This is a genomic window from Sinorhizobium terangae, assembly GCF_009601505.1.
GTDB classification, from domain to species: domain Bacteria; phylum Pseudomonadota; class Alphaproteobacteria; order Rhizobiales; family Rhizobiaceae; genus Sinorhizobium; species Sinorhizobium terangae.
On sequence record NZ_WITC01000036.1, the window covers coordinates 187,531 to 212,813 of the forward strand.

Sequence of the window (25,283 nt, forward strand, 5' to 3'; positions counted from 1 at the left end):
CAAGAATGGGCGTAAGACCAAAGTCAAAGAGCTATCGGTTTTTACAAGGAGGCAAGAATGACTGATTTTTACAACCTCGTTCCCAGCGCGCCGCAGGGACGTTTCGACGGTGTCCAGCGACCCTATACCGCCGAAGACGTGAAGCGGCTGCGGGGATCGGTGGAAATCCGTTATTCTCTTGCCGAGATGGGTGCCAATCGTCTGTGGAAGCTCATCCACGACGAAGATTTCGTCAACGCGCTCGGCGCGCTCTCGGGCAACCAGGCCATGCAGATGGTCCGCGCCGGCCTGAAGGCGATCTATCTCTCCGGCTGGCAGGTTGCCGCGGACGCCAACACGGCTTCGGCGATGTATCCGGACCAGTCGCTCTATCCGGCCAATGCGGCGCCGGAACTGGCGAAGCGCATCAACCGCACGCTGCAGCGTGCCGATCAGATCGAAACCGCGGAGGGCAAAGGGCTTTCCGTCGAGACCTGGTTTGCGCCGATCGTTGCCGACGCGGAAGCGGGTTTCGGCGGGCCATTGAACGCCTTCGAGATCATGAAGGCCTTCATTGAGGCGGGCGCCGCCGGTGTCCACTATGAGGATCAGCTCGCGTCGGAAAAGAAATGCGGCCATCTCGGCGGCAAGGTGCTGATCCCGACCGCGGCGCACATCCGTAACCTGAACGCCGCGCGGCTCGCCGCCGACGTCATGGGAACGCCGACGCTCGTCATCGCCCGCACCGATGCGGAAGCGGCGAAGCTGCTCACCTCGGACATCGATGAGCGCGACCGGCCCTTTGTCGACTACGATGCCGGCCGCACCGTGGAGGGTTTCTATCAGGTAAGGAACGGCATCGAGCCCTGCATCGCCCGCGCGGTCGCCTATGCGCCGCATTGCGACCTTATCTGGTGCGAAACCTCGAAGCCGGACCTGGAGCAGGCGCGCAAATTTGCCGAAGGCGTGCACAAGGTTCATCCGGGCAAGCTGCTCGCCTATAATTGCTCGCCGTCGTTCAACTGGAAGAAGAACCTCGACGACGCGACGATCGCCAAGTTCCAGCGCGAGTTGGGCGCGATGGGCTACAAGTTCCAGTTCATCACGCTCGCCGGCTTCCATCAGCTGAACTATGGCATGTTCGAGCTGGCGCGCGGCTACAAGGATCGGCAGATGGCCGCCTATTCGGAACTGCAGGAAGCGGAATTCGCAGCCGAGGCCAACGGCTACACCGCGACCAAGCACCAGCGCGAAGTCGGCACCGGCTATTTCGATGCGGTGTCGCTGGCAATCACCGGCGGCCAGTCGTCTACCACCGCCATGAAGGAATCGACCGAGCACGACCAGTTCCGCCCGGCGGCAGAATGAACGAAAGGCCGGGGCGCGCGGCATCCCTGCCCGTCGCGCGCCTCGGAAAACAACAGAACCTCGAACGGAAAGCGGAACCAATATCCCGCATCCGGCTCTTACCTTTGAAGGAGCAACACCAATGACAGTACAGACACGCGTCAAGGAACGGGCCGAGGAACAGTCGTCGGCCATGACCCCGGAACAGCAGGCAGCGATCCGCATGGTCGCGAACGACCTGCATCGCCTCAACCAGTCGGTCATGAAGGCCGTCGACGCCGGCGTTTCGGTCGAGCTCGTGCGCTCGGCGCGCCATCATGGCGGCGAAGGCAACTGGGGCGACCTGCTCATTCCGGTCATCGTCACACAAGGGCGGTCGTGATGTTCGGTCTCGCGGCTGTCGTGCTCGTCCTAACGCTCTCTGGCATGTACTGGCGCGACACCCTGTCACGCAAGCGTCGGATTCCCGTGGCCGTCACTCGCGACAGGGGCTGAAAGATAGCCTTCCATCCAGAGGAGGTCATCGGCCGACCGCAAATCGGCCGGTGACCGTTTCGGTCCTATGCAGAGGAGGTCCGCCGCGGGCGCTTGCCGGCAAATACATCCACGTGGCTGCGCAGCAGCCGTGTCATTCGGTCAACGACGGTGCGGATTTCCCGCCTGTGGCGGTCATCGTTGTTCATGACGATCCATTGCCGATGTCGAAGCGGTTCGATTTCCTCGCCGGCGCGCTCGAGCAGCGGATCGAGGTCGCCGACGAAGCAGGGCAATACCGCCCTTCCCGCCCCGGCGCGCGCGAGATCGAGCAAGGAGCGCGGGCGACCAACCGTCGCAACAATGCGGCCGGCCGCCTGCTCGTGCGGCCAGCGCAGATAGGCCGAGATCGCCTCTTCCTCGGCAACCGCAACCCAGCGATCCGGCCCACCGTCCGGCGCATTTTTCCGCCGGTAGGCGGCATAGGCCACTTCGCCGATCAACCGCGAGGCCAGATAGGCCTCTTCCGGCTCGAAGGCGCGGATGCCGATATCGCTCTCCCGATAGGCAAGATTCGCCCGCGCCTCCCCGATCGAAAGCGATATGGCAAAGGCATCGCGCTCGGTGCAGATCGCCGGAAAATTTTCCGCGATCAGCCATGCGTTCCACGTTCCGGCCGCGATGCGCACGACCGGCATCCCCTCGCCTTCCTTTTGCCAGTTCTCAACCTTGCGAGCCGCCGCCTCCATTTCCTGCAATTGCTCGAACAGGAGACGTCCGTCGGCGGTGAGCACGTATCCGGTCTGGCTGCGCACGAAGAGCGAGCGCCCGGTACGCTCCTCGATCTCCAGCATCCGGCGGCCGATGGTTGCCGGACTAAGGCCAGTTACCTGCGCCGCACCAGTCAGGCCGCCGGCGCGCGCCACGGTCATGAAACAGCGGTAGATGTCCCAGTCCATGTTTTTCATGGGTGAAAGACATATGGGGAAATGGGATGTATGTAAAACAGTTTTGAATGCATAAAAAGGAGATGCCCAAAAACGAGGAGCATCACCATGGACATGATGGCAATGGCCGTTCTATTCGATATGGCCTCAAGAAATCGCCGCTGGGACGAACCGTTCGAGCCCCGACGGCCAAGCCGCACGAAGGACTTCACGAAGGAGCTATTTGCGGCGTTCTTCCGCAGGCGACGGCCCGCCGAGACGCACGAGGACACGGCCGACACCTGTCCGGCCCTTTGCGCAAGCAGCATGAAATGAGAACGCCGCGCATCCCTGATGCGCGGCGTTCAGTTCTTCGGCGCCACGCGGCGTGCCCGCAGGACCTTTAACGTTGGCGTCCGCTACGCTGCGCGATAGACCTGACCGGAACCGGTCTCCGGCTCCAGCCGGAATTGCTCGACGAGCATCATCAGCGTATCTGCCTGGCTTGCGAGTGCGCGGCTGGTGGCCGTCGCTTCCTCGACCATCGAGGCATTCTGCTGGGTCATCTGATCCATCTGGTTGACGGAGCCGTTGACCTCGTTCAGCGCCGCCGCCTGGTCGCGGCTGGCCGTCGCGATCATGTCCACATGCTGGCTGACGGAAACGATCTGAGCGCTGATCGAAGCGAGCACCGCGCCGGTCTCCTTGACGAGATGCGAGCCGGAATTGACCTCCTCGGTCGACTTGTTGATGAGCCCCTTGATTTCCCGAGCCGCCTCGGCGGAACGCTGCGCCAGTTCCCGGACCTCCTGCGCGACGACGGCAAAGCCCTTGCCCGCCTCACCGGCTCGTGCAGCCTCAATGCCGGCGTTCAAGGCCAGCAGATTGGTCTGGAAGGCGATGTCGTCGATGACCTCGATGATCTGCTCGATCTGGCGTGAAGCCTCTTCGATGCGTCCCATCGCGGCGATGGCATTGGTAACGACGGTCGCAGAGCTGTCGGCGCTCTTCTTGGTCTGCGAAACGGCGAGGTTCGCCTCGTGCGCACGCTCGGCCGAGGAACGCACGGTCACCGTGATCTGGTCGACCGCGGCCGCGGTCTCCTCGAGCGAAGCCGCCTGGGCTTCGGTGCGCTTGGAGAGCGAGTCGGCCGAATGATGCATGTCCGCACCGCTCTGCTGGATTGCCTGGGCGTTCGTTCGGATCTGAGCGAGCGTATCCTGAAGCCGGATGAGCGACCCATTGAAATCCGTCCGCAACTGCTCGAGCCGGCCGTGGAAGGGCACCTCGATCTGGCGCGATAGGTCGCCTTGCGCCAGACGTCCTAGGCCAGCGGCGAGTTCGCTGACGGCAAGATCGATCTGCCGGTCGAGTTCACGCTTCTCGGCGTCGTTGCGGCTGCGCTCCGCTTCGGCACGAGACCGCTGCTCTTCGCTTTCTGCCTCGATGCGCACCTTGGAAAGGGCGTTTTCCTTGAACACGCCGAGGGCACGCGCCATGTCGCCGATTTCGTCGCGCCGTGCGTCGCCGTCGATCGCCGTATCGAGCGCACCGTCGGCAAGGCGGCGCATCGCGGCGGTAATCTGCCCGATCGGTTTCTTCAGCGTCAGCGTCAGCGCGATTCCGGCGAGCAACGCGATGATGACGCCGGCGACGGTCGCAGCAACGGAGATCTGGTTCGCTTCGTCGCGTTCGGTACCGGCGGCGACTTTCTGCTGCTCGGCGAACTCGGTCAGATCGCCCCAGATCTGATTGATCGATTCACCCGCCGCATTGAACTCGGAATTGCGCTTATCGGAACTCGCGACCAGCGCAACACCATCCTTCTTCATGACGTCGATGATCGGAAGGAGCGTGTCCGACGTGGTGCCGAAGAAGCTCATCCCGTTCGCGACTCCGCGCAGCGTCGTCAAATTTGCCTGAACGGCAAGGAACTTATCCAGGAGCTTTTTGCGATTTTCCTCGGTCGTGCTGCCAAGGAAGGCGGCTGCGGCGATCTGGATGTCGGTGATCGACGTGGATAGCCGGCGCGTCGCCGTCAGCACCGATTCGGTGCTCGCGATCTTTTCATCGAGTTCACTGAAGATCTGCGTGGCTTCGCGCATCTTGCCAACGGAGGCGGCTTCGAGGCGGAAGCTCGCCGTGCGGAAGCTATCGACATACTTCGAAATGCTGCCGAGTGTTTCGGGTCCGACCGGTGCCTTGATCAGCGAGCCGATCTCGCTCGAGGCTGAATTCACGGTGTCGGCAAGGGACTTTTCGCCCTTCGGCAACAAGGTAAAGATCTCGCGCTGCGTGCGGCCGATCATCGGGAAGCGGTCCCTGACCTGCTTCAGCTTCTCCTCGACAGTGGTCGCCTTGGCGACCTCGGTGCCGAACTCAGCGAAGAAGCGGCTGGCGCGCAGGAGCTTTTCGGCGTTCCGGAGCATCGTCTTGGCCGCGTTCTCGTCCTTGCGCACGGCATATTGCAGCCGGTTCGTCTCTTCATTGATCTTCGACTGCTCGGCCACCAGACGTTCCAGATTGGCCGTCGTGGCCGCACGCAGTTCCTGCTCGCCGACATGCAGCGTCCAAAGTCCCTCGATACGCGCCTCGATATCGCTGGTCGCAGCGATCGCAGCGGTCAGCTCTTCCTGTCCATTCTGGCCGGCAACCTGTTCGGCGGTTTCAGCGAGGACGTCCTTCTGGGCGGCGATCGTAGAGCGAACGGCATCGCGGCTTTCCTCGGTCGTCTTGTAGAGGAAGTTGTTCATGCCCGCATAGACGTCCTTGAAGCCGCTCAGCGTTTGCAGGACGCTATTTGAAATCTCCATGCGCCCCTGCAGCAGACCCGATGCGTAGAGGCCAGTGATGCCGACAGCCGAGATGCTGACGACAAACGGCAGGATGAAGAAAAGAACCTTCGTCTGAATCTTGAAACGGGCAAGAATTCTATCGATGAACATTGAAAACACCTTGGCTCGCAGCTCGCGTTTCGCTTCCCCCGATGGCCCTCACGCCCCAAGCAATTGCTGGGGGAGAAACAGGCCACCCGATGCGCAAACAGGCTGATGTTTTTCGGGAGATCATGCGGCGCACGCCGCCAGTTCGCCGGCAATCATTGCGGGGCCAAGCTGCCTCTTACTGCCTGGTTTCTTAAATCGCAGCCGACTTAAGGACAAAAACATGCAGCAATTCAAAGTGCTACAGCGTCCCTTGCGCGTCGGGTAGGACGCGCGGCGCTGCAAGGCAGCGAGGCCCTGACGGAACTCACTTGGGCGCAATAGTCGATTTGAACGATTAAGATTTGTATAAGCGGCCGGCGGTTTTTAAGGCGGCGATAGCGGCCCGGATGACTTTGTGACAACGGCCACGCGGTTTCGGCCGTATCACAGGCACCGCAAATGTAGATCAGGTGAGCTTGGCTTCACCTGGAAGGCGCTTCCGCCTTCCTGACTTGCACTCAGATTCAGAAAGTGGCGAACGTCGCGACGGTCACAACGAGAAAGAGAGCGATAACCGCACCGAAAGCAATCAGCTCATGGTGCGAGCGGCTCTGCTCAGTGCGGGCAATCGCAACAGCGCGGGGACGGCGGCGTGAGTGAATCATGGCATCCTATCCTTGTCCTACAGCGCCGCGCGTTTTTCCGACGCGCACAGGACGCTGTAACCTTGAATCGCTGGCAGCCAACCTCGCTACCATGCCCATCATGGTGCCTTCATCCTGCGGCCGAGGAAAGTCCATGAAATGGAAACAGTGTGGTTTCCGTTTAGGGACCGCCCCCAGTCCTGTGCAGGCCGTGCAGCCATAAGTTCAGGTTGAGCCATTTCCATTAACAATGGCTGAAAAGGCAAATCACCAATTCTTCCGCATGGTCACACCTCTTGACCGGCGGCGAAGCCGGAAGCCCAGGCCCATTGAAAATTATAGCCGCCGAGCCAGCCGGTGACATCGATACATTCACCGATGAAATAAAGCCCTGGATTTTGCCTCGCCTGCATCGTGCGGGAATCGAGCGCACGGGTGTCGACGCCGCCGAGCGTAACCTCTGCGGTCCTGTAACCCTCCGACCCGGCGGGCTTCAGCGTCCAGTTCTGGATGGAAGCCGACAGCGCATCGATGGCCTTGTCGGAGAGGTCGGCGAGCATCCGCCCGGCCAGTTTTGCTTCGTCGGTAAAGAACTGCGCCAGCCGTCGCGGCAGGATGTCGGCCAGGGCCGTGTGCGCAGCCTGCCGGCCGTTTGTCCGGCGCATCCCCTTGAGAATGGATGCGATATCGATATCGGGCATGAGCCGCAGGACGACCTCCGCGCCTTCCCGCCAATAGGAGGAAATCTGCAGAATGGCGGGGCCGCTCAGGCCGCGATGAGTGAGTAACAGCGCTTCGCGGAAGGCGGCCTTGCCGCAGCGCGCTTCGACATCGGCCGCAACGCCTGCCAGTTGCCCTATCTTTTCAAGTTGTGCCGGATCGAGGGTCAACGGCACGAGCGCCGGCCGCGTTTCGACGATCGGCAGACCAAACTGTTCCGCGATCCTGTAGGCAAAGCCCGTCGCGCCCATTTTCGGGGTCGACTTGCCACCGCTCGCAACCACCAGTGACGCAGCCTCGACAGGACCATCATCGGTCGTCACACGGAATCCGGATGCGGCTTTCTCGATCGCCGAGATCGCCGTTGCGAGCCGGAGCACGACGCCCGCCTGCTGCATCTCGGCGAGCAGCATGCGGATGATGTCCTTCGCCGAATGATCGCAGAAGAGCTGGCCAAGCGTCTTCTCGTGCCATGTGATGCCGTGCCGCTCGACGAGCGCGACGAAGTCCTGCGGCCGGTAGCGTGCCAGCGCCGACTTGCAGAAATGCGGATTCTCGGAGAGGAAGTTCTTCGGGCCGGCATGAATATTGGTGAAGTTACAGCGGCCGCCGCCGGAGATGCGGATCTTTTCGCCCGGTGCCTTGGCGTGGTCGAGCACGAGCACGCGGCGTCCGCGTTTTCCCGCCTCGATCGCGCACATCATGCCGGCCGCACCTGCACCAATGATCACCACATCGTGTTTTTCTGCCACGGAAGACCCTTTTTCACGTTTCAGCCTTCCTTTCCGATGGCCGAACCAAAAGTCAATCGCGATCCGCTGAAGCCGCTCTAGCCAATCGCCAAACTCCGGCTATGATGCGCTATCCGAAGCCAAACCCGGTGATTTATGCCCTCCAAGAGAAGTGTCGCCCAGCAAGCAGCAAAGATCAGCAAGAGTTCGAAAATTCCCGCCGCCCTGCACTCGTCCCGAGGCGTGAAGACTTGGAAGGAGGCAGTCGACTGGCTCAAGATTCGCGGTATCGAAGATATCGAATGCATCACGCCTGACCTTGCCGGCGTACCGCGCGGCAAGATGATGCCGACCTCCAAGTTCACATCGAACACCTCGCTTGCCCTTCCTTCGGCGATCTACCGTCACACGATTTCCGGCGAATATCCCGACGAAACCGACCAGTTCCGCTATGACTCGCGCGACAGCGACATCAAGCTGCTGCCCGATCTTTCGACCCTTTCGATCGTTCCCTGGGAGACCGACCCGACGGCGCAGGTGATCTGCGACATCGTCGGCTCGCAAGGCGAGCAGATCAATTACACGCCGCGCAACGTCTTGAAGCGCGTGGTCGACCTCTATCGCCAGAAGGGATGGAAGCCGGTCGTAGCACCCGAGATCGAGTTCTATCTGGTCGCCCAGAATGATGATCCGGACTATCCGCTGCGTCCGCCGAAGGGCCGCTCCGGCCGCTCGATTCTCGGCGGCCAAGGCTATTCCATCGCCGGCATCAACGAGTTCGACGAACTGATCGACGACATCTACCACTTCTCCGAAAAACAGGGCTTGGAGATCGACACCCTCATTCACGAAGAGGGGCCGGCGCAACTCGAAATCAACCTCAGGCACGGCGACCCGATCGAGCTTGCCGATCAGGTTTTCCTGTTCAAGCGCACGATTCGTGAAGCGGCGCTGAAGCACGGCATCTATGCGACCTTCATGGCGAAGCCGATGCAGGGCCAGCCCGGCTCGGCGATGCACATTCACCAGTCGGTCGTCGAGATCAATACCGGCCGCAACCTCTTCTCGAATGTGGACGGGTCGCCATCGAAGGAATTCTTCTCCTTCATCGGCGGGATGCAGCATTACGTGCCGAGGACGCTGGCGATGATGGCGCCTTATGTGAACTCCTACCGGCGGCTGACACCCGACATGTCTGCACCGGTGAACACCGCCTGGGGTTACGACAACCGGACGACGGCGTTCCGCATCCCCGTCTCGGACGCGGCGGCTCGGCGCATCGAGAACCGCCTGCCGAGTTCGGATGCCAATCCCTATCTGGCGCTTGCGGCCTCGCTCGGCTGCGGCTATCTCGGCATCATCGAGGGCTTGCAGCCTACACCGCCGACCGAGGACACCGCCAACGAAGGCGAAATCGATCTGCCGCGCGGCCTGCTCGAGGCCGTTTCGCTGCTCGAATCGGCACCTTCGCTCGCCGACGTCTTCACGCCCGAGTTCATCGCCATCTATGCCGGCGTGAAGCGTGGTGAATTCGAGACCTTCATGCAGGTCATCAGTCCGTGGGAACGGGAATTCCTGCTTCTGAACGTCTGACCGAAAGGCGCCCTCATGCCCTGGCAAAGCCCGATCTCGCCCGGAATTTCCTGGTATGAGGCGACGATCCCGAAGCGTCCGGCCTATCCGGTGCTGACAGGCGCGCGGAAAACCGACGTTGCTATCATCGGCGGCGGCTACACGGGCCTTCAAGCCGCCTACAATCTCGCGAAAAGCGGAACAGACGTCACCTTGATCGACGCCTGCCGTTTCGGCGATGGCGCCTCGGGCCGCAACGGCGGCCAGTTCGGCACCGGGCAGCGCGCCTGGGCGGAGGATACGGAGGAAGTGCTCGGCCACGAGCGTGCCAAGCTCCTGTTCGAGATGGCGGAGAATGCCAAGCGCTATCTGCTGGACTTCGCCGCCGAACACGGAATCGACATCGAGTTCGTGCCCGGGCAGCTTTCTGTCGGACACAAGAACAGTCTTGAGAAAGACTACCGCCGTCATGTCGAGGCGATGGTGGAGCGTTTCGGATATCCGCACCTTACCTTCATGGAACGGGACGAGACGGCAAGCCGACTTGGATCGCATCATTATCAGTTCGGCATACGCGACACCGGCACCGGGCACATCCACCCGATGAAACTGCTCGTCGGTCTTGCAGAGCAAGCGGCCCGTGCCGGCGCCAGCCTGCACGAACAGACGAAGGCGCTGAAGATCGACAAAAAGGGCGCCGCGATCGTCATCGACACCGATCGCGGCACGATCACCGCCGACCGGGTGCTGATCGCATGCAACGCCCATATCGGCAACCTTGAGCCTGTAACCGCCAGCCACGTCATGCCGATCCGCTCGTTCATCGGCGCGACGGAGATCCTGTCCGACCATCCGGATGTACTGCCCGGCGGCGAATCGGTCGATGATTCGCGCTTCGTCGTGCGCTATTTCCGCAAATCGAAAGACGGACGGCTGCTCTTCGGCGGGCGCGAAGCCTATACGGCCGACAATCCACGCGACATTTCCAGCCACATCCGCCGCCAGATCAGCGAAATCTATCCGGCACTCGCCAATGTCGAGATCACCCACGCCTGGGGCGGTTCGGTCGGCATCACCATGCCGCGCCAGCCTTTCTGCCGCGAGGTCATGCCGGGAGTCACGAGCATCGGTGGCTATTCCGGTCACGGCGTCATGCTGTCCAACTATTGCGGCAAGCTCTATGCTGACTTGGTCTTGGGCAAACAGACGGAGCTGGATCTTCTCAAGGCCTTGAAAATACCGGCTTTCCCAGGCGGAATGCGATTCCGCTCGGCACTCCTGTTCCTCGCGCTCAGCTGGTATGCTTTGCGCGACCGGCTCTAAAAAGCCGCGCGCAGACGCATTTTGTTGCGTCGCACCCTAGCGTAATTAAATCGATTAGATTATACGTGCCCCTGACCTGAACGAGATCGAGATATCCCATGAGCAGCCAGATCATTCCCGTCGACCCGTTTGATTATGTGGTGTTCGGGGGCACCGGCGATCTTGCGGAGCGCAAGCTTCTGCCCGCGCTCTATCACCGGCAGATCGAAGGTCAATTCAGCGAACCGACGCGGATCATCGGCGCATCACGTGCGGCACTGACCCATGAAGAATACCGCACGTTCGCGACCGACGCCTTGAGAGAGCATCTGAAACAGGGCGAATTCAACGAAGCGGAAGTGGCGAAATTCACAGCCCGACTCTACTACGTCTCGGTCGACGCCAAGTCCGACCAGGGCTGGGACGATCTGAAGAAGATCCTCGAAGAAGGAAAGGATCGCATCCGCGCCTTCTATCTCGCCGTGGGCCCGGCGATCTTCGGCGACATTTCGGAAAAGATCCGCGACAACAAGCTCATCACCAAGAACACCCGGATCGTCGTCGAAAAACCGATCGGCCGCGACCTCGCCACGGCGACGGAACTCAACGACACGATCGGCAAGGTGTTCCGCGAAGAGCAGATCTTCCGTATCGATCACTACCTCGGCAAGGAGACGGTGCAGAACCTCATGGCCCTGCGCTTTGCCAACGCGCTTTACGAGCCGCTGTGGAACTCGGCGCATATCGACCACGTGCAGATCACCGTTTCGGAGTCCGTCGGCCTCGAAAATCGCGCAGGCTACTACGACAAGGCGGGTGCGCTGCGCGACATGGTGCAGAACCACATTCTGCAACTCGTCTGTTTCGTCGCCATGGAAGCGCCGACCTCCATGGACGCGGAGGCCGTGCGCGACGAAAAGCTCAAGGTGCTTCGCGCGCTGAAGCCGATCACCGCCGCCAATGTCGAGCAGGTGACGGTTCGCGGCCAGTATCGTGCCGGCGCATCCGCCGGCGGTCCGGTCAAGGGCTATCTCGAGGAACTGGAAGGCGGCGTTTCCAACACCGAAACCTTCGTCGCGATCAAGGCCGAGGTCAGCAACTGGCGCTGGGCTGGCGTGCCCTTCTATATTCGCACCGGCAAGCGCATGGCGGGCCGCATGTCGGAGATCGTCATTACCTTCAAGCAGATCCCGCACTCGATCTTCGATCACAGTGCCGGACGCATTTCGGCCAACCAGTTGATGATCCGTCTGCAGCCGAACGAAGGCGTCAAGCAGTCGCTGATGATCAAGGACCCGGGACCGGGCGGGATGCGGTTGCGCAATGTTTCGCTCGACATGAGCTTCGCGGAGGCCTTCGCCGTGCGCAACGCCGATGCTTATGAACGGCTACTGCTCGATGTCGTCCGCAACAACCAGACGCTGTTCGTGCGCCGCGACGAGGTGGAAGCCGCATGGCAATGGATCGATCCGATCCTGAAGGCATGGGAAACGACCGGGCAGCAGGTGCAGGGCTACACGGCCGGCACCTGGGGGCCGAGCCAGTCCATCGCGCTCATTGAGCGCGATGGACGCACCTGGAATGATACGATCTAGGATCGACCGATGAGCGCTTCCCTGCACATATTCGAAAACGGAACGGCATTGGCGGAGGGCCTTGCGGATGCGGTCAGCGCCAAGCTCGCCGCGGCGATTGAGGCCCGCGGCGCTGCGAGCATCGCGGTCTCCGGCGGAACGACGCCGAAGGCATTCTTCCAGGCACTGTCGCGGCGCGAGATCGACTGGACCAAGGTGACCGTCACCCTTGTCGACGAGCGGTTGGTGCCGCCGGAAAACGAGCGCTCCAACCATGGGCTGGTCGCCGCCAACCTGCTGCAGAACAAGGCGGCAGCAGCAAGATTCCTGCCGCTTTACCACGCAGCAGCCACGGCCGAGGACGCCGCAGCGACGGCAAGCCGTTCGATGGCGGCGATCGGCACGCCCTTCGATGTGGTTATCCTCGGGATGGGAACGGATGGACACACCGCCTCGTTCTTTCCGGGAGGTACGCGTCTCAAAGAGGCGATCGATCCGGCGACGCCACGCGGCGTGATCACGATGGAAGCGGACGGCGCGGGCGAGACGCGCCTGACATTCACCTTTTCCAGTCTTGAGGATGCCGGGCTACTCGTCCTGCATATCGAAGGCGACGGCAAGAAGGAGGTTCTTGCCCGAGCGGAGGCGCCCGGCGACGAGGCAGAGATGCCGATCCGCGCGATGTTGCGGCGCGCAACATCGCCGCTGCAGATCTACTGGGCGCCGTAACAGGGGCGAGTGCCCTTCGGGGAACCGCCGAGGTAGATGCGCCCAGAACCAGAGCTTTCCTTGCGCGTTCTCCCGAGTGCGCAGGTCGTGTTGAGTGATTTATCCTCGCGATCGAACTGAGGCTAGATTACACAACAATTCAAACTGTTACAGCCGCCGATGCGGTGTCGCACGGCCGCTGTAGACCGATGACAGGATGAAGACAGGGGCCCTCCTCACGGCTCCGGAACAGGATGTATCATGTCCGCCGATTCCCGCGTTGCCGCCATCACCGCCCGCATTGTCGAGCGTTCCAAACCCCAGCGCGAAGCCTATCTCGATCGCATCCGTAGTGCTGCGGCAAACGGGCCACATCGCAGCGTTCTCGGCTGCGGCAACCTTGCACATGGCTTTGCTGTCTGTTCGCCCGCCGAGAAGACGGCGCTCGCGGGTGACCGTGTCCCGAATCTCGGCATCATCACCTCCTACAACGACATGCTCTCGGCGCATCAGCCCTTTGAGACCTATCCGGCGCTGATCCGCGAGGCCGCCCGCGAGGCTGGCGGCGTGGCGCAAGTTGCCGGCGGCGTGCCGGCGATGTGCGACGGCGTCACCCAAGGCCAGCCCGGCATGGAGCTGTCGCTTTTCTCACGCGACCTCATCGCGATGGCCGCGGGCGTCGGGCTGTCGCACAACATGTTCGACGCCGCTGTCTATCTCGGCGTCTGCGACAAGATCGTGCCTGGCCTCGTGATCGCCGCATTGACATTCGGCCACCTGCCCGCGGTCTTCGTCCCCGCCGGGCCGATGACCTCGGGCCTGCCGAATGACGAGAAGGCCAAGGTCCGCCAGCTCTTTGCCGAGGGCAAGGTCGGTCGCGACGAATTGCTCGAGGCTGAATCCAAGTCGTATCACGGCCCCGGCACCTGTACCTTCTACGGCACCGCCAACTCCAACCAGATGCTGATGGAGATCATGGGCTTCCACCTGCCTGGCGCCTCCTTCATCAATCCCGGCACGCCGCTGCGCGACGCGCTGACGAAGGAAGCAGCCAAACGGGCGCTCGCCATCACCGCCATGGGTAACGAATTCACCCCCGCCGGCGAGATGATCGATGAACGATCGATCGTCAACGGCGTCGTTGGCCTGCACGCTACGGGCGGCTCGACCAACCACACCATGCACCTCGTTGCCATGGCGCGGGCTGCGGGCATCCTGCTCACCTGGCAGGACATTTCCGAACTTTCCGACATCGTGCCGCTTCTGGCCCGCGTCTATCCGAACGGGCTCGCGGACGTGAACCATTTCCACGCCGCCGGCGGCATGGGCTTCCTGATCGGCCAGTTGCTCAAGAACGGATTGCTGCACGACGACGTCCGGACGGTGTTCGGCCAGGGTCTCGACGCCTATGCCATCGACGTCAAGCTCGGCGCCAACGGCGGCGTTCACCGCGAGCCGGCGCCGCAACAGAGCGCCGATCCGAAGGTGCTGGCGACGATCGATCAACCGTTCCAGCACACCGGCGGGCTCAAGATGCTCGCCGGCAATCTCGGCAAGGCGGTCATCAAGATTTCGGCCGTCAAGCCGGATCGCCATGTCATCGAAGCGCCCGCGAAGATCTTCCACGACCAGGCGGAGCTCAACGCCGCCTTCAAGGCGGGCAAGCTTGAGGGCGATTTTGTCGCCGTGGTCCGCTTTCAGGGTCCGAAGGCCAATGGCATGCCGGAACTGCACAAGCTGACGACCGTGCTCGGCATCCTGCAGGACCGTGGCCAGAAGGTGGCCATCCTGACCGACGGCCGCATGTCAGGCGCGTCCGGCAAGGTCCCGGCCGCCATCCATGTCACCCCGGAAGCAAAGGACGGCGGACCGATCGCGCGCATTCAGGAAGGTGACATCATCCGTATCGACGCGATTGCCGGAACGATCGAGGTACTGGTCGAAGACATTGCGCTGAAGACGCGCGTGCCGGCCCATATCGACCTCTCCGACAACGAATTCGGCATGGGCCGCGAGCTTTTCGCGCCGTTCCGCCGCATCGCTGGCGCGGCCGATCATGGGGCTAGCGTCCTCTTCTAGAGCGCCGTGCGTTCAAATGAACGCACCAAGGACGCTCTAGCACTTTGATTCGAGAGCATCTTATCCGCTTTCCATTTGAAAGCGGGATGCTCTACTGCATGATTCCCTAAATCGGAATCGATTTAAGGATAAAATCATGCAGCAATTCAACGTGCTACAGCGACCTTTGCGCGTCCAATTGGACGCGCGGCGCTGTAGTGACTCGGCGAACGTCCGGACTTGCCCACCAAATAATGGCCGCCCTCGCTACGGGAGCGGCCCGGGAGGCATGTCGTTTTGGCCGTCGTAACGCTCGATCTCGAGTGTGAACACGTCCACCCCCTCGATGCAGCGGGCGTTGAGCGAAACGCGGTCGCCCGGATAGCCGCTTCGCATGATCGCGGTGCCACAGGTGGGGCAGAAGTGATGGCCTCCGTTGACATCGCGCCAGATGTAGCTCGACAGGCGGCGCTTTTCGGTGATCAGCCTGACAGCGGCGGCATCCACCTTCCAATGAAGGAAACCGGAACGCCGGCACGTCGAGCAGTTGCATTCGACCAATCGCGATAACTCAGCGTCGACCTCGAGAGAGATGTCGCCGCAATGACAGGAAAGGCGATAGGGTCGCTGCATGGCGGTTCTCTGACCTGATCTACAGTCGTCACAGCTTGAGTCTCGACGACGCAGGCAACCCCGTCAAGACGGAGCGCAAATGCAGGCAAGAACGCCGGACGTGGCGCGCTTTCACTTTTCAGCGGTAGATATCGAGCGTGCGGTTGCGGTGGTTCGGATGCGTGCTGTAGACGAAAATCCGGTTCAGGTCGCGATCGGTCAAAAGCCGCAGGAAGCGGGCTTCAATGATATTGTTGGCATGCACGCGCTTGAGCAGGCAGCCGATCAAGGGGATGCGTGCGCTCGGGATATCGAGATAGAAGTTCCGCGGCAGCTGGAACTGCGTCATGATGCCTATGAGGGCGCTGCTTTTGGAAAGCTTGATGATCTCGCAGCGGCGAGACGAGAGGTGCTGCATTCCTTTCTCGGTGAATTCGATGCGCGCCTCGTTGCGAGTGTCCTCCATTGGGAAGTTCGCTTCCCGATCATACATAAAGGATTCTTCCTTGTTGAGGAAGTGCTGGGCCGCGCCGCTCATAGAATTCGCCTTTCGCATTTCAATCTGCGGCGACGCTAGCCCATGAAATTTAACAGAGAGTTTGACTTGCCAAACACCTGTGGAAAACTCGCCCGGCAACGCCGGAGCGGTGCAATATGGTTAAATCCATCTAACCGAAGCGGAGGAGAAAGCGCAGCCATTTGTCCGCTTGCGCCGATCGCCGGTGACTCCTTGAACTTGCGCATTCCGGACGGAAAACCGCGCACACTTTTCCTCATCCCGCTCTAGGCGCGATAGCTGCGTCCTTCGGCATCGAAGAGGTGAAGCTTTGCCTTGTCGGCGGTAAAGCGCACCTTGTCTCCACGTTTGACCTGCGGGATGCCGGGCATCTTCGCGATGAGCGGCTCGTTCTCGACCAGTCCCTCGATATAGAGCAGCGTCACTTCACCGAGCGCCTCGACGATCGAAACCGTTCCTTCGAACAGGAAATCTTCGGACTGCGTCGCCTGCAGGTCTTCCGGACGCACGCCGAAACTCGCCGTCTTTCCTTTCTCGGATGCGTCCGTGGCCATGTCGAGCGTCACCGACTTGCCGCCCGCGAGCGTCACGGTCGTCTGCGCGCCGGTGGCCGAGATCGTCGAAGGGATGATGTTCATCGCCGGCGAGCCGATGAAGCGGGCGACGAAGAGGTTCGCCGGGCGCTCATAAAGTTCGAGCGGCGCACCGACCTGCTCGATATGGCCTGCCGAAAGCACGACGATGCGGTCAGCAAGTGTCATCGCCTCCACCTGGTCGTGCGTGACATAGATCATTGTTGTATCGGCCATCTGCTCATTGAGCTTGGCGATCTCGATCCGCGTGGCGACGCGCAGGGCCGCATCGAGGTTGGAAAGCGGCTCGTCGAAGAGGAAGACCTTGGGATTTCGGCAAATCGCCCGTCCGATCGCCACGCGCTGACGCTGCCCGCCGGAGAGCGCCTTTGGCAGGCGGTCGAGATATTGGGTTAGTTGGAGGATTTCCGCCGCCGAGCGCACGCGGCGGTCGATCTCCTCCTTCGACTCCTTGGCGATCCGCATGCCGAAAGCCATGTTGTCGTAGACCGTCATGTGCGGATAGAGCGCGTAGGACTGGAACACCATGGCGATGCCGCGCTTCGATGGCGGCACGTCGTTGACCCGGTCGCCATCGATGAACATGTCACCGCCGGTTATCTGCTCAAGGCCGGCGATCATCCTGAGCAGCGTCGATTTCCCGCAGCCCGATGGCCCGACGAAGACGATGAACTCACCCTGTTTGATGTCGAGGTTGATGCCATGAATGACATCAACGGCCCCATAGGACTTGCGGATATCTTTAAGCAGCAGGCCTGTCATCGCACCCTCCCCTCGCTGTTTCTTCATCATCCATTTTCTTCAAACGAACCGGCGTCCGCTTCGCTTGAAGATGCTCAGACCACACGCGCGAAGAACGCGCCCCAGGCCGGAAGATTGATTGTATTGCCTTTTATCTCTGCGACGAAACCGTGTCCTTCGAGCGGCTCCAGCGGTTCGGTCGGCAAGTTCGCCGTCGCCACCCCTTCGCTCATGTTGAACAGGCAAAGCAGTTTCTCATTGCCATGAGTGCGAAGGAAACCAAGAAGCGGCGCCTCAGTCTCGAAAAATTCGATCTCGCCCTTTGCAAAGGCGGGATACGCCTTCCTGAACTGCAGGAAGCGGCGGTAATGCTGCATGACAGAGGCCGGGTCGGCCTCCTGAACAGAGACGGCCTGAGCCAGATGGTTCTCGGGGACTGGCAGCCACGGTGTGTTGTCGCTGAACCCGCCGTCGGGCATGCTCTCCCATACCATGGGCGTGCGGCAGCCGTCGCGGCCCTTGAAGTCGGGCCAGAACTGGATGCCGTAAGGATCCTGGAGATCCTCGTAGGCGAGCTCCGCTTCGGGCAGCGCCAGTTCCTCGCCCTGATAGATGCAGACCGAACCTCTGATCGACATCAAAAGGCTTGCCAGCAACTTGGCGTGAGCGCCGTAATCGCTGACGCCGTCGGCCCAGCGGCTGGCGTGGCGGACGACGTCATGATTGGAGAAGGCCCAGCAGGCCCAGCCTTCGGGCGCCGCCCTCTGGAAATCACGCAGTACGTCGGCCACGCGGCCCGGCGTCAAGGGATCCGGCGCCAGAAACTCGAAGGCATAGCACATATGCATCTTGTCGCCGCCGGAGGTGTATTCACCGGCGATCTCAAGGCCGCGCTGGCTGTCGCCAACCTCGCCAACGGCGGCGATCGCCGGATACTCGTCCATCACCGCCCGGAAGCGCCTGAGGAATTCGAGGTTTTCCGGCTGGTTCTTGTCGTAGAGGTGCTCCTGGTAATTGTACGGATTGACGGCCGGCGCCGTCGAAGCATTGCGCCGCTCCGGCACCAATGCCGGGTTGTCGCGCAACTGCTTGTCGTGGAAATAGAAGTTGATGGTGTCGAGGCGGAAGCCGTCGACGCCGCGCTCGAGCCAGAAGCGCTCGACGGCAAGCAGGGCCTCCTGAACCTCAGGATTATGCAGGTTGAGGTCCGGCTGCGAGGTCAGAAAGTTGTGCAGGTAATATTGCAGCCGCGTCGGATCCCAGGCCCAGGCGGAGCCGCCGAAGATCGACAGCCAGTTGTTGGGCGGGGTTCCGTCGGGCTTGGAATCTGCCCAGACATACCAGTCCGCCTTGGCGTTGCTGCGGCTCGACCGGCTTTCGACGAACCATGGATGCCGATCAGACGTGTGCGACAGGACCAGATCGATCATGACCCGCAGGCCGAGGCGGTGCGCCTCAGCGATCAGCGCATCGAAATCCTCGAGCTTGCCGAAGATCGGATCGACATCCCTGTAGTTGGAGACGTCATAACCGAAGTCCCTCATCGGCGAGGTGAAGAAGGGCGAAATCCAGATCGCATCGACGCCGAGCGCCGCGACATGCGGCAGCCGGGCGGTGATACCATTCAGGTCGCCGATGCCATCGCCGTTCGTGTCCTGAAAGGAGCGCGGATAGATCTGGTAGATCACCGCCCCACGCCACCAATCCCTGTCGGGCTTGAGAATGGAGCCGGTTATTTCGGTCTGGTTCATTCGTGTAAAAGGTCCTTGTCCTGAAATCTGTCAGCCGCCCTTGACCGATCCAGCGAGCAGACCGCGCACGAGATAGCGCTGCAGGGCGAAGAAGACGATCAGGGGAACGACGATGGTGATGAAGGCGGAGGCAGTCAGGATTTCCCAGTTGCCGCCGCGAGAGCCGAGCAGGTTGACCAGCCGCCCCGTCAGCACGAGTTGGTCCTGGCCGGTGCCGAGGAAGACGATCGCGACCAGGAGATCGTTCCAGGTCCACAGGAACTGGAAGATCGCGAAGGAGGCGAGCGCCGGGAAAGACAATGGCAGGATGATCTTGACGAAAATGTCAAAATCGCTAGCGCCGTCGACGCGCGCGGATTCCATGATCTCGCGCGGCAGGCCCGCCATGTAATTGCGCAAGAGATAGATCGCGAGCGGCAGGCCGAAGCCGGTGTGCGCAAGCCAGATGCCCATATAGGTCTTGGCCGGGACGCCGAAAAATGCGCCGACGCCGTTGTAGAGCTTCAGGAGCGGAATGAGCGACATCTGCAGCGGCACGACCAGCAGCCCGACGACCACGGCGATCAGGATCGCACGCCCCGGAAAGGGCATCCAGGCCAGGGCATAGGCTGCAAAGGCCGCGATCAGAATCGGGATGACCGTCGATGGAACGGCAACCGTCAGCGAGTTGATGAAGGACGCACCGATGCCCTCCGCACCCAGCACCTCCCGATAGTTATCGAGGGTGAAGCGCGGTGGTGCTGCGGCGGTGAAGAAGATGCGCTGGCCGCGCGAGCCTTCCATCTTCGTATCGGAAACGATCTCGAAGCTGCCGTCTGCCTGCACGGTCAGCTTCTCGCCGTCGTTCAGTTCCGCGGTTTCTCCGGCCTTGAACGCTGCCGGTTCGCGGCTGGAGAAGCCGAAGGCCGAAATCTGTCCGGCCTGACCGTCAAGAATGTTACCGGAGATGACGAACTTGCCGTCCCGTTCAACCTGGCTGTCGGCCGCCGGAGCACGCGCGACGTCATTGCGCGACGAAGTGGCAAGGGCGGTCCACCATCCGGAAACGGCGAGTTGATCCTTGTCGCGCAGCGACGAGATCAACAGGCCCGCGGTCGGCATCGTCCAGAGAGCGACGATGAGAAGCACCGAGAGATGGACGGCCCACATCAGCGGGGAGCGCGTGGCTGGGGTCATCTCAGTGGCTCCTCATTTCCTTGGCCGCATTGCGGATGTTCCATATCATGATCGGGACGACGAGAATCATGATCACCACTGCGATCGATGCGCCGCGGCCAAAGTCCCCGCCGCCGCGGAACATCCAGTCGAACATGAGGTTGGCGAGCACCTGGCTCTGCCATTGCCCGTTCGTCATCGCCAGAACGATGTCGAAAACCTTGAGCACCAGGATCGTGATGGTGGTCCAGACGACGGCGATCGTGCCCCAGATCTGCGGCACCATGATCTTGAAGAAGATCTGCCAGCCATTGGCGCCGTCGATCACCGCGGCCTCGATGGTCTCCTCCGGTATGCCGCGCAGCGCCGCGGAGAGAATGACCATCGCAAATCCTGTCTGGATCCAGATGAGGATGACCATGAGGAAGAAATTGTTCCAGAAGGGCAGCGTGATCCAGGCCTGCGGTACGCCGCCGAGGGCGACGACGATGGCGTTCAAGAGCCCGATCTGTTCGGCCCCCTCCGCACGGTAATCGTAGATGAACTTCCAGATGACGGCGGCGCCGACGAAGGAGATCGCCATCGGCATGAAGATCAGCGTTTTGGCGATGTTGCCCCACCAGATACGGTCCGTCAGCGCCGCGATGACGAGCCCGAAGAAGGTCGACAGTGCCGGAACGACCAGCAGCCAGAGGAAATTGTTGAAGATCGACTGCCGGAATTCACCGTCATTGATCATCCAGCCGTAATTGCGTGCGCCGACGAAATTCTGACCGCCGCGATCATGAAAGCTCAGCCACACGGACTCGATGACCGGGTAAATGAGATAGATCGACAGGGCGAACAATGCCGGCGCCAGAAACAGCCAAGGCCGGATGGCGTTGGTGATACGCAGGTTGCGGGAGGCCGCCTTACCGGAGAGGCCCTTCGATGGGAAAATCCGATCGAGAATGAAATTCGTGCCCCAGAAATAGGCTGCGCAAGCCAGGACACCGGCAATCATGGTCACAATGGCAGTAAGTAGCTGCTGCATGACACATCCCTCCCCTTAAACGCCCTCTGGAGCAGGGATGCTCCGAGCGCATCGTGTGATTGCGGCTGCCGCTCTTGATTGGGACTGCCCCGATTGCTGAGGCGATCCGGAAATGAAGGAGTGGCGGACGAGATTAGCATCGTCCGCCGTCATTATTTGAGTCTTACTTGATGGCGTCCCACGCCTTCTGCACGCCGGCCGCGACGTCGGCAGACGATTTACCGCCTACGAAATCGACCATGCCTGTCCAGAAGGCGCCTGCGCCGATCTTGCCCGGCATCAGGTCGGACCCGTCAAAACGGAAAGTGGTCGCGTTGAGCAGGATCTCGCCCTGTTTCTTCAGCGGCGGATTGCCATAGGTCTCCACGTTGACGCTCTTGTAGGGCGTCAGGAAACTCGTCTGGGCCATCCAGACCTCATGCGCAATCGGCGTCTTCAGGAACTCGATGAAGGCGCGCGCGGCTGGCGTGTCCTTGGTGATCAACGCGAGCGTGCCTGCGCCGAGCACCGGATTGCCAAGCTCCTTCTTGCTCTCATAGGGAGGCATGTAGAAGAAATCGGCATCTTCGCCGATCACCGTGCCTTCCGGGAAGAAGGACGGAATGAACGACGCCTGATGGTGCAGGTAGCACTTCGGCGGCGAGGCGAAGAGGCCCTTCGGGCTGTCGCGGAAGTCGGTTGAGGCGACGGCCGCAGCCCCGCCGTCGACGAACTTGTCGTTGCGCGCAAACCAACCGAACTCGTCCAATGCGCCGGTGACCGCCGGATCGGTGAACGGGATCTCGTTCTTGACCCACTTGTCGTAGACGTCGGCTGACTGCGTGCGCAGCATCAGGTCCTCGACCCAGTCGGTTGCCGGCCAGCCGGTCGCGCCACCCGAACCGAGGCCGATGCACCACGGCTTTTCACCATCGGCAGCGATCTTTTCGGTCAGCGCCTTCAGCTCTTCCATGGTCTTCGGCACTTCGTAGCCGGCGTCCTCGAAGTTTTCCGGCACGTACCAGACCAGCGACTTCACGTCGATCTTGTAGGGGAATGCATAAAGCGCCGCCTTGCCGTCCTTGCCGGTGTAGGTGGAAAGATCGACCCAGGATTGACCGGCGGCGTAGTTGTCGAGCAGCCACTGTTTGGTTTCATCGCCGAGCGGCGTCAGGTAGCCCTTCGAGGCAAGGTCTGCGATGAGGCCCGGCTGCGGCAGGATCGCGACGTCCGGCGGGCTCCCGGCTTGCGTGTCGATGACGATCTGCTGTTCGTAGTTCTCGGAGGACGAGTACTTGAGGTCAACGCCGGTCGCTTCGACGAAGTAAGCATAGACGCTCTTGAAGAGTGCCTCGTCCTCGCCGCGCCAGGGGCCGAAGATCGTCAGCGTCTGGCCCTTGAGGTCGTGGCCTTTCTTGAACTCTTCGAAGCTCGCCCAGTTGAACTTGGAGTCTTCGCCGGGCTTGAACTTCAGCTCGGCAGCATCGGCAGTCCCCACTACCAGTGCGAGCGCAGCCACGCCCATCAGGAATGATCTCTTCACGTCATCGTCCTCCCAACATGAACCCGGACGTTGCGTCGCGGGCGGATCATAAATGCGCATTCAAAGCGCTTTGAGTTCGCTAAGAAATCATCGCGGCAGACGAAGAGTCAAGGGCTTTCCTTCCGACCGTCTCAATGGAACGTGGATATTGCCATGCATCAACATTTTGCGGCGCGAAAACGCGGTTTTCCGCTTTTTCCGATGCGGAACGGGTGGTAGAGGACAGTGGGGGCGCTGACCGGAACATCCTAAATGAAAGGAGCATCCAAAGCGCTTTGGGAGGAGGCCAATGCCGGTCAAACTTAAGCAGCTAGCGGAGCTGCTCGGCCTGTCGCAGACGACGGTCAGCCGAGCGCTCAACGGCTACCCGGAAGTAAACGCCAAGACGCGACAGCGGGTCCTGAAAGCGGTACGCGAGACCGGCTACAGGCCGAACCGCGCAGCGCAGCGGCTCGCAACAGGCAAGGCCTACTCCATCGGCCTCGTGATGCCGATCGCCTCCGGCATCGTATCGGACATTCATTTCGGCGAATTCCTCGCAGGTCTCGCCGAAGAGGCGGTCAAGCATGACTTTCACTTCGTGCTGAACCCCAGCGCACCGGATGACGAGGAAGCGACGTTCCGGCGGCTGGCGGCAAGCGGCAATGTCGACGCGGTCTTTCTTGCCCATATGCGCGCCAACGACCCGCGCATCGCCATGCTGAAGTCTCTGTCTATCCCCTTTGTCGTGCATGGCCGATCGATCGGCGGCCCGAAAGACTATCCGTTCGTCGACATAGACAACACCGCCGCCTTCTATGAGGCGACGCGGCTTCTCATCCAGCTCGGCCACCGGCGGATCGCGCTAATCAACGGACAGGAACATCTCGCCTTCGCCATTCGCCGGAAAAAGGGCGCGACGCGCGCACTCAAGGAGTGGGGTCTCGATCTCGACGAAACATTGGTCCACCACTCGGTCATGACCGATGAATTCGGCTATCGCAGCATGCAGCGCTTCCTGACGCAGCCGGATCCGCCAACCGCCGTTCTCTGCTCGAGTACGGTTCTGGCGCTCGGCGCCGTGCGCGCCATCAATCAGGCCGGCCTCACGGTCGGCACGGATATTTCGATCATCGCCCACGACGATGTGTTGCCTATGCTGAAGCCGGAAAATTTCAGCGTACCGCTGACGACGACGCGCTCGTCCTTGAGGGCGGCCGGCGCACGCGTCGCCAGCCGGCTGATTGGCGGCATTCTGGAACGCGGCACCTACCCCGATCAGGAACTATGGCACCCGGAGCTGATCGTTCGTGCCTCGACGGGACCGGCACGGGACAAATAGCAACTGACGCGTGCGACGGTTTTCCGTCCGAACACTCACGAAACGGCGAAGCGGACGGCAGAAAGCCGCCCCCCCAATATTGTCTCAGAACTTCGGCGGCTTGCGACCGGCCTTGCGGCAGGCGGCAATGATCGTGTTCGCCATGAGCATGGCGATGGTCATCGGCCCGACACCGCCGGGGACCGGCGTGATGACGCTTGCGAGCTTTGCGCATTCCTCGAAGGCAACGTCGCCGACGAGCTTTGTCTTGCCGTCGCCACGTTCCGGCGCCGGGACGCGATTGATACCGACGTCGATCACCGTCGCACCGGGCTTCACCCAATCGGCCTTGACCATCTCCGGACGACCCACGGCGGCAACCAGAATGTCGGCATTTCGGCAGACGGCAGGCAGATCCTTCGTGCGCGAATGCGCCGTCGTTACCGTCGCATTGGCGGCCAGAAGCAACGCCGACATCGGCTTGCCAAAAAGGTTGGAACGGCCGATGACGACGGCGTTTAATCCAGAAAGATCCTCGCCATGCGTGCGGCGCACGAACACCATGGCCCCGGCGGGCGTGCACGACACGAGCCCGCCATCGAGATCCCCGGTCGCGACCTTGCCGGCATTGACGACGTGCAGCCCGTCGACATCCTTCTCAGGGAGGATGGACTGAATGATCGGCTCCGACCGAAGATGCTTCGGCAGCGGCAGCTGCACGAGAATGCCGTGGATGGACGTATCCGCGTTGAGTTCGGCGATGAGCGCCGCGAGCTCCTCCTGCGATGTCTCCTGCGGCAGCGTGTGCTGGACCGAAAGGAAACCGCATTCCTTGGCCATCTTGCTCTTTGCCGATACATAGGTATGGCTTGCCGGATCGTCTCCGACGATCACCACCGCGAGTCCGGCGCGCACGCCGGTTTCCGCCTCCAGCGCCTTTGTGGCGGATTTCACGGTTTCGATGACCGAAGCGGCAACGGCCTTGCCATCAATCACAGTCGTCACGGCGTTTCTCCCGGTTTGTCCTTCTCGCGGCACACTCTAGTGGGCAGGGTATCAAGCGATTGCCTGCATGCGCCCTATGCTGTTCCAAATGCATA

At 61.4% G+C, this 25,283-nt stretch carries 20 protein-coding genes; 8 read left to right on the forward strand and 12 right to left on the reverse strand.

Annotated elements, in window-relative coordinates:
- Positions 1-57 precede the first annotated feature (57 nt).
- Complete coding sequence (aceA, locus tag GHK62_RS09275; RefSeq protein WP_153438356.1) at positions 58-1,347, forward strand: isocitrate lyase; 1,290 nt, start codon at positions 58-60, stop codon at positions 1,345-1,347.
- Positions 1,348-1,468: 121 nt separating this feature from the next.
- Entirely contained in the window at positions 1,469-1,708 is a 240-nt protein-coding gene (locus tag GHK62_RS09280) for an SMc00767 family acetate metabolism repressor (RefSeq protein WP_136506038.1), read from the forward strand.
- Positions 1,709-1,886: 178 nt separating this feature from the next.
- Here GHK62_RS09280 and GHK62_RS09285 read toward each other — a convergent pair whose 3' ends face one another.
- The 4 genes from GHK62_RS09285 to GHK62_RS09295 form a co-directional block, all read right to left on the reverse strand.
- Positions 1,887-2,768 (reverse strand): LysR family transcriptional regulator, encoded by an 882-nt coding sequence (locus GHK62_RS09285; protein ID WP_153438358.1) that lies wholly within the window; start codon positions 2,766-2,768, stop codon positions 1,887-1,889.
- Between the two features lie 377 nt (positions 2,769-3,145).
- Complete coding sequence (locus GHK62_RS09290; protein ID WP_153438360.1) at positions 3,146-5,671, reverse strand: methyl-accepting chemotaxis protein; 2,526 nt, start codon at positions 5,669-5,671, stop codon at positions 3,146-3,148.
- Positions 5,672-6,174: 503 nt separating this feature from the next.
- Complete coding sequence (locus tag GHK62_RS33525) at positions 6,175-6,315, reverse strand: hypothetical protein (protein WP_167528199.1); 141 nt, start codon at positions 6,313-6,315, stop codon at positions 6,175-6,177.
- Between the two features lie 266 nt (positions 6,316-6,581).
- A complete protein-coding gene (locus tag GHK62_RS09295; RefSeq protein ID WP_184108436.1) occupies positions 6,582-7,766 on the reverse strand; it encodes a BaiN/RdsA family NAD(P)/FAD-dependent oxidoreductase in 1,185 nt (394 codons plus the stop codon).
- A 135-nt stretch (positions 7,767-7,901) separates the two neighbouring features.
- Between GHK62_RS09295 and GHK62_RS09300 the strand changes: the two genes are divergently transcribed.
- From GHK62_RS09300 to edd, 5 genes are all read left to right on the forward strand, one after another.
- Positions 7,902-9,338, forward strand: coding sequence for a glutamine synthetase family protein (locus GHK62_RS09300; RefSeq protein ID WP_153438362.1), 1,437 nt, complete (start codon positions 7,902-7,904; stop codon positions 9,336-9,338).
- Between the two features lie 15 nt (positions 9,339-9,353).
- Positions 9,354-10,640, forward strand: a complete 1,287-nt coding sequence (locus tag GHK62_RS09305; RefSeq protein WP_153438364.1) for an NAD(P)/FAD-dependent oxidoreductase — start codon at positions 9,354-9,356, stop codon at positions 10,638-10,640.
- Positions 10,641-10,738: 98 nt separating this feature from the next.
- Positions 10,739-12,214, forward strand: a complete 1,476-nt coding sequence (zwf, locus tag GHK62_RS09310) for a glucose-6-phosphate dehydrogenase (RefSeq protein WP_153438366.1) — start codon at positions 10,739-10,741, stop codon at positions 12,212-12,214.
- 9 nt (positions 12,215-12,223) lie between these two features.
- Positions 12,224-12,922, forward strand: a complete 699-nt coding sequence (gene pgl / locus GHK62_RS09315; protein ID WP_153438367.1) for a 6-phosphogluconolactonase — start codon at positions 12,224-12,226, stop codon at positions 12,920-12,922.
- Positions 12,923-13,162: 240 nt separating this feature from the next.
- Positions 13,163-14,980: a phosphogluconate dehydratase gene (gene edd, locus GHK62_RS09320; RefSeq protein ID WP_153438369.1), complete on the forward strand. Its 1,818-nt coding sequence runs from the start codon at positions 13,163-13,165 to the stop codon at positions 14,978-14,980.
- Positions 14,981-15,226: 246 nt separating this feature from the next.
- Here the strand turns inward: edd and GHK62_RS09325 are convergent, their stop codons facing one another.
- From GHK62_RS09325 to GHK62_RS09355, 7 genes are all read right to left on the reverse strand, one after another.
- Positions 15,227-15,592 carry a GFA family protein gene (locus GHK62_RS09325; RefSeq protein ID WP_153438371.1) on the reverse strand — a complete coding sequence of 122 codons (366 nt, stop codon included), beginning with the start codon at positions 15,590-15,592 and terminating at the stop codon, positions 15,227-15,229.
- A gap of 118 nt (positions 15,593-15,710) precedes the next feature.
- Positions 15,711-16,127, reverse strand: coding sequence for a hypothetical protein (locus GHK62_RS09330; protein ID WP_380785571.1), 417 nt, complete (start codon positions 16,125-16,127; stop codon positions 15,711-15,713).
- 227 nt (positions 16,128-16,354) lie between these two features.
- On the reverse strand, positions 16,355-17,443 hold the full coding sequence (locus GHK62_RS09335) for an ABC transporter ATP-binding protein (protein ID WP_153438372.1): 1,089 nt from the start codon (positions 17,441-17,443) through the stop codon (positions 16,355-16,357).
- Between the two features lie 74 nt (positions 17,444-17,517).
- Positions 17,518-19,173 (reverse strand): beta-galactosidase BglA, encoded by a 1,656-nt coding sequence (gene bglA / locus GHK62_RS09340; RefSeq protein ID WP_153438373.1) that lies wholly within the window; start codon positions 19,171-19,173, stop codon positions 17,518-17,520.
- Positions 19,174-19,203: 30 nt separating this feature from the next.
- Complete coding sequence (locus tag GHK62_RS09345; protein ID WP_153438374.1) at positions 19,204-20,349, reverse strand: carbohydrate ABC transporter permease; 1,146 nt, start codon at positions 20,347-20,349, stop codon at positions 19,204-19,206.
- 1 nt (position 20,350) lies between these two features.
- Positions 20,351-21,361 (reverse strand): carbohydrate ABC transporter permease, encoded by a 1,011-nt coding sequence (locus tag GHK62_RS09350; protein WP_153438376.1) that lies wholly within the window; start codon positions 21,359-21,361, stop codon positions 20,351-20,353.
- 163 nt (positions 21,362-21,524) lie between these two features.
- The gene (locus GHK62_RS09355) at positions 21,525-22,883 is read right to left on the reverse strand and encodes an ABC transporter substrate-binding protein (RefSeq protein ID WP_184108435.1); all 1,359 of its coding nucleotides are present in this window, start codon (positions 22,881-22,883) and stop codon (positions 21,525-21,527) included.
- Positions 22,884-23,172: 289 nt separating this feature from the next.
- Between GHK62_RS09355 and GHK62_RS09360 the strand changes: the two genes are divergently transcribed.
- Positions 23,173-24,204, forward strand: coding sequence for a substrate-binding domain-containing protein (locus GHK62_RS09360; protein WP_153438379.1), 1,032 nt, complete (start codon positions 23,173-23,175; stop codon positions 24,202-24,204).
- A gap of 84 nt (positions 24,205-24,288) precedes the next feature.
- On the opposite strand, the gene folD is transcribed toward GHK62_RS09360, so the two are convergent.
- On the reverse strand, positions 24,289-25,188 hold the full coding sequence (gene folD / locus GHK62_RS09365; RefSeq protein ID WP_184108434.1) for a bifunctional methylenetetrahydrofolate dehydrogenase/methenyltetrahydrofolate cyclohydrolase FolD: 900 nt from the start codon (positions 25,186-25,188) through the stop codon (positions 24,289-24,291).
- Positions 25,189-25,283: the final 95 nt, after the last annotated feature.